Origin of the sequence: Streptomyces sp. NPDC047072 (genome assembly GCF_040643855.1) — a bacterium.
GTDB lineage: Bacteria > Actinomycetota > Actinomycetes > Streptomycetales > Streptomycetaceae > Streptomyces.
The window spans coordinates 1-14,417 of the sequence record NZ_JBEYVC010000234.1; the positions used below are offsets into that span (position 1 = coordinate 1).

Below are 14,417 nucleotides of genomic sequence, written 5' to 3' on the forward strand. Positions count from 1 at the left end.
AACGGTCCGTCGCAGGAGCGGGTGATCCGGGCGGCGTTGGCGGATGCGGGGTTGGGGACGGGGGATGTGGATGTGGTGGAGGCGCATGGGACGGGCACGCGGTTGGGTGATCCGATCGAGGCCCAGGCGCTGTTGAACACCTACGGCCAAGACCGCGACACGCCCCTTTACCTCGGATCCTTGAAGTCGAACATCGGTCATTCGTCCGCTGCCGCGGGCATCGGTGGTGTCATCAAGGCGGTGCTGGCGCTCGGGCACGGTGTCATGCCGAGGACACTCCATGCCGAGGAACCGACCCCGATGGTCGACTGGGACAGCGGCACAGTGCAGTTGCTCACCGAGACCACCCCCTGGCCCGACCTGGACCGGCCGCGCCGCGCCGCCGTCTCCTCCTTCGGGGCGTCGGGGACCAACGCCCACGTCGTCCTCGAACACCATCACGACGCGATGACGACAGCTGCTCCGAAACACTTCGACGGGCCGGTCGCCTGGCTCCTGTCGGGCGCCACGGAGGCCGGACTGCGTGGACAGGTCGACCGCATACGGGAGTTCGCCGCCGGACGCCGTCCCGAGGAGGTGGCCCGCGCGCTGCTGGGCCGCGCTCAACTCCGCCACCGCCGCTGTGCCGTGGGCCGGACGACCGAGGAGCTTCTCAGCGGGCTGGACCGGTCGGACACCGGGGCCACCGGAGTCGCCGCCTCGCGTGCGCGCCCGGTGTTCGTCTTTCCCGGACAGGGCTGGCAGTGGACCGGCATGGGGCGCCGGCTCCTCGATGAGCAGCCGGTCTTCGCCGCCGCCGTCTCCGAGGTGGACACCCTGGTGCAGGAGTTGGCCGACTGGTCACCGCTCGCGGTGCTGCGCGGGGACACCCCGGCCGAACGGGTCGACGTGGTGCAGCCGGTGATGTTCGCCGTACTCGTCGGACTGGCCCGGCTGTGGGAGGACGCCGGAGTACGGCCCGCCGCCGTCGTCGGTCACTCGCAGGGCGAGATCGCCGCCGCCCATGTGGCGGGCATCCTCTCCCTGAAGGACGCGGTGCGTGTCGTCGTGGGCCGTTCGCGTGCGCTGGTCGCGCTGGCGGGCGCCGGTGGCATGGCCTCGGTCGCCGCCGACGCGGAGCGGGTCGGAGCGTGGGCTCGGCCGTACGACGGTGTGGAGGTGGCGGCGATCAACGGGCCCCGAGCCACGGTGGTGTCGGGACCGGTCGCGGCACTGACCGCGTTCCTGGACGCCTGCCGGGAGCGGGGCGTACGCACGCGGACGATCGACGTCGACTACGCCTCGCACGGCCCGGCGGTCGAAGCGGTACGGGAACGGATCCTGGCGGAGCTCGAGGGCATAGACCCCCGGACCGCACGGGTGCCGATGCACTCGACGACCACCGGCCTGGAACTGGACGGTCCGCAACTCGGCCCCGAGTACTGGTACGAGAACCTCCGCCGGCCCGTCGCGTTCGGGCCGGTCGTGGAAGGACTGCTGGACCGGCCGATGTTCATCGAGGTCAGCGCCCATCCGGTGCTCGTGCCCAGCCTGGAGCAGATCGCCGAGGAGGCCGGCGTCACTCCGCACGTCCAGCCCACCCTGACGCGGGACGCCGACGGCACGGAGGGCTGGCTGGAGGCACTCGGCCGGGCCTGGACGGCAGGAGCGGGCGTGAACTGGACCGGGACACTGGGCGAGGCCGCCGGCGCCGCCGAACTGCCCGTCTACGACTTCGACCACGCCCGCTACTGGGCGCCGGACACCGGCCCGGCCGCCGACGCAGGCAAGCTCGGTGTGGAGGATCTCGGGCACCCCCTGCTCGGCTCGGCCGTCACGGTCGCGGGCGACGACGGCGATGTCGTCCTGTCCGGACGGCTGACGCCGACAGGCTGGCTCGCGGACCACCGCGTGGCGTCCACCGTCGTCGTCCCGGGGACGGCGTTCGTCGAGATGGCGCTGCGGGCCGGTCGGCTGGTGTCCGCCGGGCGCGTCGAGGAACTGGTCGTCGTCGAACCCCTGGCCCTCGTGTCGGCCGTGGACGTCCAGGTGGTCGTCGACACCGAACACCGGTTCACGGTGTACGCGCGCCCGGCCGACAGCCGCGCCTTCACCGTTCACGCGGTGGGCACTCTGGGCCCCGAGGACCCCCCGCCGGCCACCTTCGACTGGGGCACGGCCTGGCCGCCGCCCACCGCGAGCCCCGTCGACCTCGGAGGCTTCTACGAGGAGCTGGCGGACCGCGGCTACGGGTACGGGCCTGTCTTCCAGGGCTTGCGCGCCGCGTGGCGCGGCCCGGACGGAACGGTGTTCGGAGAAGTGGAACTCCCGGACGGCGCGGGTGAGGTGGACCGGTTCGGTGTGCACCCGGCGCTGCTGGACTCCGCCGCCCACCTCACAGCCGTCGGTGGACTGCTGCCGGCCGACGGGCTCTGGCTGCCGTACAGCTGGCAGGGCGTCCGGTTGTACGCCACCGGGTCCCGGCGGGCCCGGGTCCGGATCGCCGCCGAGGGGGAGGGCACCCTGCGGGTCGAACTCGCCGACGAGTCGGGCACCCCGCTGGCCCGCGTCGCCCAGCTGCGCGCCCGCCCGAGCCGGGCCCGATCGGCGCGGGTCGGCGGAGTGCACCGGGTCGACCGGACCCCCCTCGGGGACGCGCCGGAATTCCGTGGGCGCGTGGCCGTCATCGGCGACCTGGAGGTGACCGGCGCGGTCCCTTGCAAGGGCCTCGTCGACGTCCCCGCCGGTACGGCCTGGGTCCTGGTCGATCTGCGCGGCCCCGACACGGACGTCGACACCGAGCCGGAAGCCTCCGCCGCCCACCAGGTCGCCGAGGCCGGTCTGCGCCTGTTCCAGGAGCTGGCCGGCATCCACGCGGCCGACTGGGGTGTCACCGTCGTCACCCGGGCCGGCGACCTGGCCGCGAGCGTCCTGCACGGCATGACCCGTACGGCCCGCAACGAACTGCCCCTGCCCGTCACCCTGCTGGAGACCGACGCCGGCCCCGTCGACTGGCGCCGGATCCTCGGCCACGTCGCACGAGAACCCCAGCTCTTCTGGCACGGCGGACAGCTGCTCGCCCCGCGCGTCAGGGACGCGGAGCAGGGCATCGGCGATGTGCAGGGGTTCACGACCGACGACTCCTGGCATCTGGCCGCGGGCGGCACGGGCTCCTTCGACGACATCGCTCCCGTCGTCGCCCCGCACCGGCCGCTGCCACCGGGCCACGTCAGGCTCCACCAGCGTGCCGCGGGCTTGAACTTCCACGACGTCGTCGTAGCCCTGAACATGGTCCCCGGTGACGACGCCTTCGGTGGCGAGGGGGCCGGAGAAGTCGTGGAGACCGGACCCGGGGTCGCCGGACTGCGGGTCGGCGACCGGGTGTTCGGCGTGATGCCCGACGCGTTCGCGCCCGTCACCGTCGCGGACGCCCGGACCGTCGTACGGATGCCGCAGGAGTGGACGTGGCAACAGGCGGCCGCCGTGCCGGCGGCCCACATCACGGCCTACTACGCGCTGGTCGACCTGGCCGGACTGCGGCCCGGCGAGCGGATCCTGATCCACGCGGCGACCGGCGGCGTCGGCATGGCCGCCCTCCACCTCGCCCGCCACCTCGGCGCCGAGGTGTACGCGACCGCGTCCGCGGCCAAATGGCCGGTGCTGGAGGCGATGGGAATCCCTCCGGAACGTATCGCCGACTCCCGCACCACCGAGTACGCCGAGACCTTCGCGGGGCACGACATCGATGTGTCCCTGGGCTCGCTCGCCGGGGCGCAGGTCGACGCCACCCTCTCTCTCCTCGGAGTGGGCGGCCGTCACCTGGAGATGGGCAAGACCGACGTCCGTGACCCCGCCGAGGTCGCCCGTCTCCACCCGGGCGTCACCTACCGCGCTTTCGACGCCGCCGAGGCCGGACCGGACCGCACCCACGACATCCTCACCGAGGTGGTCGCGCTCTTCGCCGCCGGTCACCTCCACCACCCGCCCGTCACCGCCTGGCCGCTGCCCCGGGCCCGGCAGGCGCTGCGGCACCTGGCCCGGGGCGGGCACGTGGGCAAGAACGTCCTGACGGTCGCGCCACCTCTCGACCCCGACGGCACCGTCCTGATCACCGGCGGCACCGGCACCCTGGGGGCCCTGGCCGCACGCCACCTCGCCGCCCCCGGCCGACGCCTCCTGCTGCTGTCCCGACAGGGACTGCGGGCACCGGGCGCGCCCGAGCTGCGGGAGGAACTCACGGCGCTGGGCGCCCACGTGACGATCACCGCCTGTGACACCACCGACCGTGCGCGTCTCGCCGCCGCCCTCACCGGTCACCGGCTGACGGCCGTCATCCACACCGCCGGCGTACTGCGCGACGCGACCCTCCCCAACCAGACTCCCCAGACCCTTCACGAGGTCCTGGCCGCCAAGGTGGACACCGCCGTCCACCTCCACCACCTCACCCGGGACACCCCCCTGGCCGCGTTCGTCCTGTACTCCTCGGCCGCCGGACTGCTGGGCAACCCCGGTCAGGCCAACTACACGGCGGCCAGCACCTATCTGGACGCGCTCGCCGCCCACCGCGCCGCCCACGGACTTCCGGCCACCAGCATCGCCTGGGGACTGTGGACGGAGGCCACAGCCATGACCGCGGGTCGCACCCAGGCCGACCAGGCGCGTATGGCAGCGTCACCGCTCGCCGCACTCACGCCGCAAGAGGGCCTGCGGATGCTCGACGCAGCCGTGGCGGGAACCTCCGCCCACTGTCTCGCCGCCCCGCGCAACCCCGCACACGTGCCCGTCGACCCGCTGTGGGGCACGCCCCGCGTCGAGCGCCCCGCCGGACCAGCGATGGTGAGGGGACGGACTACCGCCCAGCTCCTGGCGGCCGTCCAGCACCACACCGCGGCCGTTCTCGGGAGCACCCCTCGGCAGATCGACCCGCACCGGGGCTTCCTGGACAGCGGCATCGACTCCCTCACCGCGGTCGAGCTGCGCAACCACCTCAACCAGGCCACCGGCCTGCGGCTGACCACCACGACCATCTTCGACCACCCCACCCCCCACGCCCTCGCCCAGTACCTGCACGCCCAGCTCGGCCCGCAGGACAAGCACGCGGAACCAGACCTGCGCGACCTGTTCGCCGCCATACCGGTGGAACGCCTGCGCGGCGCGGGGATCCTCGAACCGCTGCTGAGGCTGGCCGGTGCGGCGGACGACAACGCCGCGGACGTGGAGCGCGGCCGCACCGAGAGCGAGCAGTCCGCCGAGATCGACGAGATGAGCCTGACGGACCTGGTCCGGCTGGCCCGGGGAGACGACTGATGGACGTACCCGGCACCGAGGTCGTGGCCGCGCTGCGCGCCGCCGTCAAAGAACGCGAACGCCTAGCCCGCGAGAACCGGAGGCTGCGCGAAGCCGCACACGAGCCCGTCGCCGTCGTCGGCATGGCCTGCCGGTTCCCGGGCGGTGTCGCCACGCCGGAGGACCTGTGGCGACTGCTGGCGGACGGGACGGATGCCACGGGCGATTTCCCCACCGACCGGAACTGGCCCGCCGATCTCGCGGACGCGGGACGCCCCGGCCGCAGTCACACCTCCCGAGGGGGCTTCCTCGAAGACGTCGCGGGCTTCGACGCCGAACTGTTCGGCATCTCACCCCGCGAAGCCCGCTCCATGGACCCCCAGCAGCGATTGCTCCTGGAAGTGTGCTGGGAGGCCGCCGAACGCACCGGCCTCGACCCCCGCGGTCTGACCGGCACGGCCACCGGCGTCTACGTCGGGGCCTCTTCCTCCGGATACGGGGGCGCGGCACAGGAGGGCGACGGGTACGCCGTACTCGGCAACGCCCTCAGCGTGCTGACCGGCCGGGTGGCGTACACCTTTGGGCTCGAGGGGCCCGCGATCACCGTGGACACCGCCTGTTCCTCCTCCCTGGTGGCCATCCACCTGGCGGTGCAGGCCCTGCGGCGCGACGAGTGCGCGCTCGCACTGGCCGGTGGGGTGAGCGTGATGCCGGTGCCCACGGTGTTCGTGGAGTTCTCCCGGCAGCACGCGCTCTCTCCTGACGGCCGGTGCAAGGCGTACGCGGCGGCCGCCGACGGGTTCGGGGCGGCGGAGGGCGCGGGCGTACTCGTACTGGAACGGCTCTCGGACGCACGCCGCAACGGGCGCCGTGTACTCGCCGTCCTGCGGGGCACAGCCGTCAACCAGGACGGTGCCAGCAGCCGGCTGACCGCCCCCAACGGGCCTGCCCAGGAACGGGTGATCCGAGCCGCCCTCACCGACGCCGGGCTGACCCCCGCGGACGTGGACGTCGTGGAGGGCCATGGCACCGGTACCGCCCTGGGCGACCCGATCGAGATTCAGGCACTCCTCAACACCTACGGCCGGAGCCGGCGGCCCGATCGACCGCTCCACCTGGGTTCGGTGAAGTCGAACATCGGCCACACGCAGGCGGCCGCCGGCGTCGCCGGTGTCCTGAAGACGGTGCTGGCGTTGCGGCACCAGCTGCTGCCGCGGACCCTGCACGTGGACGCACCGACCCCCCGGGCCGACTGGGACTCGGGAGGCATACGGCTGCTCACCGAGCCGGTCGCCTGGCCCGCGGCCGGACATCCGCGCCGCGCCGCGGTCTCCTCCTTCGGGATCTCCGGCACCAACGCGCATGTGATCGTGGAACAGCCCCCCGAGCCGTCCGATGCGACAGAGCGGCAGCCCACGCAGGTCGCGGACGCCACCGCCGTCGCATGGCCCCTGTCGGCCGCCACCCGCGGTGCTCTGCGCGGCCAGGCGCAACGGCTGCGGGCGTACGCGGCGAGCCGGCCGCCTCTGGAGGTGGCTCGCGGACTCGCGACCAGGGCGCCGCTGCGCCACCGCCTGTGCCCGACCGGTACCTCCGCCGGCGAACTGCTCGCGGGCCTGGACGCCTACTTGGCCACCGGCACGGGCGGGGCGGTCGCCACGGAGCCGGATCCGGTGTGGGTGTTCCCGGGACAGGGATGGCAGTGGCGCGGGATGGGGCGCGCCCTGCTGGCCGACCAGCCCGTGTTCGCCGAGGCCGTCGGCCAGGTGGACGCCCTCGTACGGGAGTCAGAGGGCTGGTCGCCGACGGAAGTGCTGCACGGTGGGGCCGAGACGGACCGGGTGGACGTCCTCCAACCCGTGCTGTTCGCCGTCATGGTGGGTCTGGCGCGTCTTTGGGAGTCGGTCGGCGTCCGCCCCGCGGCTGTGGTCGGACACTCCCAGGGCGAGATCGCCGCCGCGCACATCGCCGGTGTGCTCACCTTGGAGGACGCGGTACGGGTCGTGGTGCGCAGGTCCCGGACGCTCGCGAAGGGTGCGGTGGGTGGCCGGATGGCCTCACTGGCGGCAGGACCCGACGAGGTGCGCGGCTGGCTCGACGGAGTCCCGGATCTCGTCGTGGCGGCCGTCAACAGTCCCCTTTCCACCGTCGTCTCCGGGCCCGCCGACGCCGTACGGCACCTCTTGGAACGGTGCGAGAGCCAGGGCACCCGGGCCAGGATGCTCGATGTCGACTACGCCTCCCACGGGCCCCTGATGACACCTACCAGGGACCGGATCCTCACCGAACTGAGCGGAATCGTCCCCGGCCCGGCCCAGGTGCCGCTCTACTCCACCCTCACCGGATCCCTGCTCGACGGGCCCGAGATGGATGCCGGGTACTGGTACGACAACCTGCGCAATCGCGTCCGCTTCGACGACGCCGTCCGGGCCCTGGAGGCGGCGGGCCACACCAGGTTCGTCGAGATCAGCGCCCATCCCGTCCTCACGGCGGCCGTCGAGGAGTGTGTACCGCACGCGGTGGTGCACCCCACGCTGCACCGGGACGGGCCGCCCGACGACTGGCACCGCGCCCTGGGCGAGGTATGGGCCCGGGGCGGGTCCGTCGACTGGAGTGCCGTCCAGGGCAGGGCCCCGTCGACGGATCTGCCGACGTACGCCTTCGACCACCGCCCCTACTGGCTCGCCCCGACCGATGACGAAGGCACCTCGACGGAGTTCTGGCGAGCGGTCCAGCGCGAGGACGCCGACGAACTGGCCGATCTGCTCGCCCTGCGAGCGGGGAGCGGCCGACAGGCGGTGAAGGAACTGCTGCCCGCACTCTCAGGCTGGTACGGCGAGCGCGGCCGCCGGATGACGGCGGACTCCTGGCGGCACGCGGTGGTGTGGCGGCCCGCGGTCACCCCGCCCGCTCGCGAGGTGGCCGGCACCTGGCTCGTGGTCCATCGGCCGGGCGACCCGTCGCACGAGGCCTGCGCACGCATCCTGGCCGACTACGGGGCCCATGCGGTGCCGGTGCCCGCCGACGGCGATCTGGAGGCCGTGGTGGCGGCTCACCGGCCCGCAGGGGTGCTGTCGCTGCTCGCCGGGGGAGGACCGGCCCCGGGAGTGGATCAGCCCCTGCCGAGCTCGGACGCCGCACGAAGTCTGGCCGGAACGGTCGCCCTGCTGCGGGCCGTGGCCCGTACGGATCCCGACACCCCCGTGTGGTCGCTCACGCGGGGAGCGGTGGGGACTCCCGGACACCCGGTGACGGCGCCCGAGCACGCACTCGTCTGGGGGCTGTCCCTGGTCGGCGGACTGGAGAACGCCACAGGCCGGATCCGCTGCGTCGACGTCCCGATCCGTGCTGCGGACGAGCCCTGGTTCGCGGACGCCCTCGTGGCCGCGTTGGCCGACCCGGGGGACGAGGACGGGCTGGCGCTGCGTCCGGAGGGCCGCTACGTCCGGCGGCTGGTGCCCGCTCCCGCCCGGCGGGGGGCGAGTCGGCCCTGGCGGCCCCGGGGAACCACGGTGATCACCGGCGGTACCGGTGCGCTCGGCGCCCACGTCGCCCGACACCTGGCCCGGCTCGGGGCACCGCACCTGCTCCTGCTCTCCCGGCACGGAGGGGCGGCGCCCGGCGCGGACACCCTGCGGGCAGAACTCGAGGCGCTGGGCGCCGGCGTGACCGTCACCGCCTGTGACGTCTCCGACCGTGCCGCGCTCGCCGCCGTCCTGGCCGCCGTACCCGACGAACGGGCCGTCACGGCGGTCGTGCACGCGGCCGGGGTGCTCGGCCCCGGTACCGCGTTGACAGAGCTGACCTCGGCGGAACTCGACGACGTTCTCGCGGCCAAGGCCGATGGCGCCGCCCATCTGTCCGACCTGCTCGCCGACCACCTCCTGGACGCCTTCGTGCTCTTCTCCTCCGGTGCCGCTGTCTGGGGCACGGTGGGGCAGGCCGCGTACGCCGCCGCCAACGCCTACCTCGACGCGCTGGCCGAGCGACGGCGGGCCGAAGGACTGGCGGCGACCTCGATCGCGTGGGGCAGCTGGTCCGGTGGAGGCCTGGCCGACACGGCTGAGCGAGCCGAATGGATGGGACGCGGTGGTCTGGAGCCGATGGATCCGGGACCGGCACTGGCCGCCCTCCAGGAGGCCGTCGAGATCGGTGATACGACGGTCTCGATCGCCCGAATGGACTGGGCGCGGTTCCACGAGATCTACTGCGCCGCCCGTCCTCGGCCCCTGTTGACCGAGCTGCCCCTGACCACCGGGCGCGCGGCACCGGAGGAAGCGGTCGAGGAAGACCCGGACACCGCTCCTCCGCGAGCCGGGAGCCGTTTTCGCGCACTGGAGCCCGTCGAGCGCCGAGCCGCGCTCCTCGATCTGATCCGTGAACAGACCGCGGCCCTGCTCGGCTACGGCGAGGACACCGAACTGCCACCCACGACACCGTTCCGCGACCTCGGATACGACTCGGCCGCCGGTGTGCTGCTGCGCAACCGGCTGGCCGACGCGACCGGCCTGCGGCTGCCCGCAGCGATGATCTTCGACCATCCGACCCCGCACAAGCTGGCTGCCCACCTGGCCGAGACGCTGGACGCCTCCCCGTTGGAACAGCTCGCCGCCCTGGAGTCCGCGCTGGCCACGTCCTCCGCCGAGACACGCGAGTCCGCTGTCACCCGCCTGCTCGCCCTCGCGCGCACGCTCGCACCCTCGGGAACATCACCCGCGGCCACGGACGCCGGGGCGCTCACGACCGACGAGGAGCTGTTCGCGGTGATCGACCGGGAACTCGGCGAGGACTGACCCCGCGCCTCACACGTTCACAGCGACAGCCCCGACTCCAGTTGCCCGATGGCCCGGTCGACGAGGGGCGCCACGTCCGCCTGCGGATCGTCGGCCATCGCGGCGAGGACGGCCATCATCACGCCGACCAGCGCACCGGCGAGCGTCCGCACGGCGAAGTCGTCCGGGCGGCGGCCGGTGCGCTCGGCGACGGCGTCACCGAGAAGGTTCATGGCCTCGGCGAACTGGCCGAGCATGGACGCGCGCAGCGCGGGCACGGCCTGGATCAGCGCGATCCGCTCGCGCTGCTCGGCGCGCTGTTGCGCGTCCAGCGAGCCGAAGACCTCTCGGAACGCACTGCGCAGCGCCTGTATCGGGGGAACCTCGGCCGGTTGCGCCCGGTAGGCGGCGACGAGCTCGGGATCGTAGTCGTCGGACAGGACCAGCGCTTCCTTGGTGGGGAAGTAACGGAAGAACGTCGTCTCGGAGACCTCGGCCGCGTCGATGATCTGCTCGATCCTCGTGGCGTCGTAGCCCTGTTCGCGGAACAGCCGCAGCGCATGACTCTGGATGGTGGCGCGTGTGCGGGCCTTCTTGCGTTCCCGCAGCCCGACCGGGGGCGGCTTGATCTCAGAGGTCCTCGGTGACATAGCGGCTCTACTTTACGGCGTCACGGACCGGCGCCGGATCCTGACGCGTCCCGCGCTCCGCCCGGTGCGGCAGAAAGACCAGAGCCAGGACGATCCCCGCGAGTGCGATCCCCGCCGACACTAGCATGGCCGTCTTGATGCCGTACGTGAACGCGTCCTGGACCTGCCCGGTCAGTGCGGCCGAGCGGAGCCGTTCGGCGAGTGCCATCCCCTCGTAGACGCTGTGCCGGGCGCTCGCGGCATCGTCCGAGGAGAGGGCGGGCAGAGCGAGGTGCCCCTGGTAGGCGGCGGCCACCACGCTCCCCATGACCGCGGTGCCGAGTGGCGCGCTGGTCTTCTGGAACGCCTGGACGACCGCGGAGCCGATCCCGCTGCGGTCGGCGGACAGCTGGGACAGTGCCACGGCCGTCGCCGCGGTCAGCGTCAGCCCGGTTCCCGCGCACAGCACGGTCATCCAGACCGCGACGAACAGCGTGCTGGACCCGGTGCTCGTGGCGGTCCCGAGAAGCGAACCCACCACGATGAGGGCGAACCCGAGGGACACCGTGAGTTTTGCCCCGACCACGCGGGCCAGCCGACTGGCGGGCGCAGCACCGAGGATGAGACCGCCGACGAGCGGGAGCAGACGCAGCCCCGAGCCCAGGGCGTCCACGCCCCGCACCGCCTGGAAGTACTGCGGCATGACGAACAGCAGGCCCACCATGCTCAGCCCCGACACCCCGCTGAGCAGAGCGCCCCAGGTGAACAGCTTGGAGCGAAAGAGCGCGGGATCGATCAGCGGCTGGCCACCGCGTGCGGTGACGCGCTTCTCCCACAGGAAGAAACCGCCGAGCAGGGCCAGCCCGGCGACGATGGTCACCGTGCTCACCGGGTGGGTCCAGCCGTGTTCGCCCGCGTCGACGAGGCCGTAGGTCAACAGGACGAGTCCCGTCGTCGACAGGGCGATGCCGGTCGGGTCCAGGTGCGGCCGGTCGGATGCCCTGGACTCCGGTACCAGCACCATGCCCACGACGAGACCGACCACGACGACCGGAACGTTCAGCAGGAACACCCAGCCCCACCAGAAGTGCGACAGCATCCAGCCGCCCAGGACCGGGCCGAGCGGCAGGGCGAGGAAGTTGGCGGCCTCGTAGATCCCGACCGCCCGGGGGCGCTCCTCGTCGGTGAACAGCACGGTCAGCGCCGAAAGCGCCATGACGGTGACCCCGGCCCCCGCCACACCCATGATCAGCCGAGCGATCAGGAACACCGTCGCGTCGGGCGCGTAGGCGCACAGGACCGAGCCGACGCCGAACAGTGCCAGCGAGAAGAGCAGGAGCTTCTTGCGGCCGTAGCGGTCACCGATGAGGCCCGCCGGCAGTACGGCGGCGGCCAGCATCAGCAGATAGCCGGACGAGAACCACTCCAGTGAAGCCTGCGAGGCGTCCAGTGACCGGGCGAGTGTCGGCAGTGCCACCGAGAGCACCGTGCCGTCCAGACTCACCGCAAGGATGCTCAGGCTCACTGCCCCGAGCGCCCACCACTTCTGCCTGCCTGTCTCATGCATAACGGTAACCTCCAAATGGAGGTTACCCCCTTCAGCGAGTGACTGTCGCCTCGCGGGAACCGGAGTCCTGTACGCGGTGAGCCGAAGCCGGCGAGTCTGCGGTGCGGGAGCCGACTTTCGCCTGCCTCATCCCAGGAGGCCTGGATCTGTCCGATGCCCGCTGGGAGTCCACCGATCCGGTGCCGTCCGTCTGGCGCTTCGAACGCCGGAGCCGGGCCCCGGACTTCGGTCGACCGCCCTGGAACGATCTCCCGCGCTGGCGAAGACATCCGACCTGCTCCCCCTGCAGGGCTGCCCGCGCTGCTCAAGGCTCTTCTGGCTGACGGCCCGCTTGGAGAACCGGTGGTGGTGGACGGTTGACGCGGGATCGGCCATGGCAAGGATGCGTGCACCAAGAAGATCGGGACAGAATGGCCCGCACTACTCTCTGAGGAACTCGAAAAATACAGTCGGCGATGCGCCGAGTTGGTTCGACTCGACCTCCAGGAACGATGCCGCCGGAGTACGGCGACCGGTGCGCGCTCGTCTTCTGCGCCGTCGCGACCAGGCGGCCGCGCCCCCGCCGGCGCCGACCGCCCGCTCGAAGAGCAGATCACCCAACTCGCGCCCCACTGCCCGCGCGTCGGTGCCTTATCCTGCTTGGCGTCGTGCCTGCCCAGCATCTAGGTCAACCCCGTAGGTCTGGCCGCCCAGATGAAGCAACACGGCCTCCCCGCAGGCGCTGCACGCGACACCGCGCTGACGGCGGGCCATCGTAGACCTGCCGCCCGTCGTCGCTTCCGACCTCGTCGGCATCAGCCCCGCGACCGCCCAGCGCTGGTTCCAGCCCGCCGGGAAACAGCTGGCCGCCGTACCTCGCCACCCGGCAGTGATCACGGTCGTAGCGAGCGACCAGAACGGCCGGCCCGAATCGTTACGGCTGCCCAGGTGCGCTGTCCTCGGCCAGGGCCTGGGTGCCGAGGACGTTGAGGAGCCTGAGCCGGTCGGCGGCGTCGCTGTCAGGCGCGGCGGTGTAGGTGACGATGCGCAGATCACTGCCGGGGGCCACGAGCACGTCGCAGTCGAAGGTGAAGGTGCCGACGTCGGGGTGATGGACGGTCTTGGTGTCCGACTCGTGGATGCCCACGATGCCCGTGTCCCACAGCCGTGCGAAGCCGGTGCTGACACCCCGCAGGTCCCTGATCAGGGAGCGCAGGCCGGCATCGGCGGGGTAGCGGGCGGTGGCCGCCCTGAGATCGCCCACCAGGGCCGCCTCGAACCGGGCTTCCTGCTCGGGGGAGTGGCTGACCCGGCTGGGCACGCCGGCGAAGTGCCGCCAGGCGATGTTGCGTTCGCGCCCACGCAGCGCGGACGCGTCTCCGAACAGGGCGGCCCACAACGGGTTCCACAGGATCAGGTTCCACGCCGCGTCATGCACGCTCAGCGGTGAGCCGTCCAGATGGTCGAGCAGCCGTCGGACCCCTGGTGGGATGTGCGCCGAGATCTGCCCGGGGCCCGGCGCCGGCTGCCCCGCGAGGAGATAGAGGTATTCGCGCTCGGCCGCCGACAACCGCAGCGCGCGGGCGAGCGAGGACAGGACCTGTGCCGACGGGGAGGTGGCCCGGCCCTGTTCGAGGCGGGTGATGTAGTCCACCGACAGGCTGGCGAGCTGCGCCAGTTCCTCGCGGCGCAGCCCGGCGGCCCGACGTACCCCGCCCGTGGGCAGTCCGACGGTTGCGGGGTCGGCCCGGTCCCGCCAGGTGTGCAGGGCTCTGCCCAGTTCCCCGGATTCGCTCATCGTTCCAGTATCGCGTCGCCGCGTCCGGACAGCCTGGTACTGCCGGTCCACCGGCTGAGGCGGGCACTGTCTGTCCGTGCGCGGTCCGGGGAGGGTGGAGGCGTCACCACCTCACCGAGCACGGAGTGAACACATGACCACCACGTTGATCACCGGAGCCAACAAGGGCCTGGGTTTCGAGACGGCCAGCCGCCTGATCGAGGCCGGGCACACCGTCTACGTCGGGGCGCGCGATGCGGAGCGCGGCCGGGAGGCGGCCGAGCGACTCGGCGCCCGCTTCGTCCAACTCGACGTCACCGACGAGGACTCGGTCAAGGCCGCCGCAGAGTTCGTCCGCGCGGACGCCGGCCGTCTCGACGTCCTGGATGCCGCCGACGATGCCGATGAGCATGCACAGCACCGTGAGC

Annotated in this window: 6 protein-coding genes; 3 read left to right on the forward strand and 3 right to left on the reverse strand. The window is 72.6% G+C overall.

Going from position 1 to position 14,417, the window contains the following annotated elements; all coding sequences use genetic code 11:
- Together ABZ896_RS48415 and ABZ896_RS48420 are read left to right on the forward strand one after the other, a co-directional pair.
- On the forward strand, positions 1-5,286 hold a 5,286-nt coding region (locus ABZ896_RS48415; RefSeq protein ID WP_360944367.1), incomplete at its 5' end, for a type I polyketide synthase.
- The gene (locus ABZ896_RS48420; protein WP_360944370.1) at positions 5,286-10,058 is read left to right on the forward strand and encodes a type I polyketide synthase; all 4,773 of its coding nucleotides are present in this window, start codon (positions 5,286-5,288) and stop codon (positions 10,056-10,058) included. The genes ABZ896_RS48415 and ABZ896_RS48420, both read left to right, overlap by 1 nt.
- A gap of 17 nt (positions 10,059-10,075) precedes the next feature.
- On the opposite strand, the gene ABZ896_RS48425 is transcribed toward ABZ896_RS48420, so the two are convergent.
- The 3 genes from ABZ896_RS48425 to ABZ896_RS48435 all read right to left on the reverse strand — a co-directional run bounded on the left by ABZ896_RS48425 (position 10,076) and on the right by ABZ896_RS48435 (position 14,010).
- Positions 10,076-10,687 (reverse strand): TetR family transcriptional regulator, encoded by a 612-nt coding sequence (locus ABZ896_RS48425; RefSeq protein ID WP_360944373.1) that lies wholly within the window; start codon positions 10,685-10,687, stop codon positions 10,076-10,078.
- 7 nt (positions 10,688-10,694) lie between these two features.
- Positions 10,695-12,233 (reverse strand): MFS transporter, encoded by a 1,539-nt coding sequence (locus ABZ896_RS48430; protein ID WP_360944376.1) that lies wholly within the window; start codon positions 12,231-12,233, stop codon positions 10,695-10,697.
- Between the two features lie 913 nt (positions 12,234-13,146).
- Positions 13,147-14,010: a helix-turn-helix transcriptional regulator gene (locus tag ABZ896_RS48435; protein ID WP_360944379.1), complete on the reverse strand. Its 864-nt coding sequence runs from the start codon at positions 14,008-14,010 to the stop codon at positions 13,147-13,149.
- A gap of 133 nt (positions 14,011-14,143) precedes the next feature.
- Between ABZ896_RS48435 and ABZ896_RS48440 the strand changes: the two genes are divergently transcribed.
- Positions 14,144-14,417, forward strand: a 274-nt coding sequence (locus ABZ896_RS48440) for an SDR family NAD(P)-dependent oxidoreductase (protein WP_360944382.1), incomplete at its 3' end; no start/stop codon positions are given.